This window comes from Ruegeria sp. CDSA141 (assembly GCF_059612005.1).
Window position 1 is genome coordinate 1 of sequence record NZ_JBXWPT010000056.1, and the last position, 1,168, is coordinate 1,168.

Here is a 1,168-nt window from a genome sequence, read left to right on the forward strand (position 1 = left end):
CAAAAGTCTTCCTGTCGGCCATCGCTCTAGCAGCCACCGTGCTGTTCTGGCTGTAAATCAATGAGTCTAGAGCCTAGCGAGTGCCGTTCGAAACTCACGTTCGTTGAGGTTCATACCTGACGGATCATCCAGATGTTCCACAAAGAATTTCGCGGAAGTTTTGTCTGACAAAGGAAAATACATGCATTCTTGCGCGACGTCGTCGAGTAGGTGCATGATGCCTGACGCTCGCCAATCATTAGTTTCCACCATGCAGCTCCAAAAGCGGCTTAGGTTCTCATCCTCGAGGCCAGACAAATAATAGTAGTTCGAACAAACTACGTTGGCTGCAAGTTCGTACTGATCGATTATTGGCTGATTGGCCATTAGCTGGGCAATCTTTGGAAATTCCGTTAGATCGACAGGTGTGTTCAAAACCAAATAGCTTATCAACTTTACGAAGTCCGGATCGTCGATGTGCATGAACAGGTTTGCGTACATGGTGCCGAGAATATCTTCCGGATCACGGCCGCTTTCACTTGCTATCCCTTTAAAGTAGAAAAGAACATTCGCAAACGACGCGCTCGGAACATACAAGTTTTCAGTCATCCAGCTTCTTTGAGCTTCCAGACCTTTAAACTTAGATAGAGAAAACAGAAACGTGCTCAGCGCAGCATAGCTCAACATAGTGTCGGTGACTAAGGCTATGGCCCTGTCATGTATGTCCTCAAATCGGTCATCGAAACTGTCTATGCTAAGAATGAATTGATTGTATTGACGAATGGTATCCAGCTTAAAACTGGCAATTGCGGAGACCCATCTAAGTGCTTCACTTGGGTTGTCGAGCGGAAAGTAAAGCCATTTTGCTAATTGAGAGGAAAATTGGGGGGCGAGACCGCAAAAGAACGCTCCTGATTTGTATCGAGGGTAGCTCCATCGAAGCACATTCTGGAATTGATGTGCTGAGGTCGTCTTGAATACGTTGTTCAGAGTGTTCGGGGATCCGTTTGTTTGACGAATAGCCGCGTGCAACGGGTTTGTTTTTAGTTTCTTTCGTTTTCTTGCCACAATGTACTCGTAGGTTTTTTAAATCTTCATTTTTACAGAGAACTCTAGGTTCTGGACCTATTAATTTGGTTGCGGTCGACTTGGCTGCGTGATTCAAGCCCCTGAGTTTCAGGGGTGTATC

1 protein-coding gene is annotated in these 1,168 nt (G+C 45.8%); it reads right to left on the reverse strand.

Annotated features, from left to right (window positions below; all coding sequences use genetic code 11):
- Window positions 1–66: 66 nt before the first annotated feature.
- On the reverse strand, window positions 67–1,047 hold the full coding sequence (locus AC2FLP_RS22085; RefSeq protein WP_496686566.1) for a hypothetical protein: 981 nt from the start codon (window positions 1,045–1,047) through the stop codon (window positions 67–69).
- Between the last annotated feature and the right edge of the window lie 121 nt (window positions 1,048–1,168).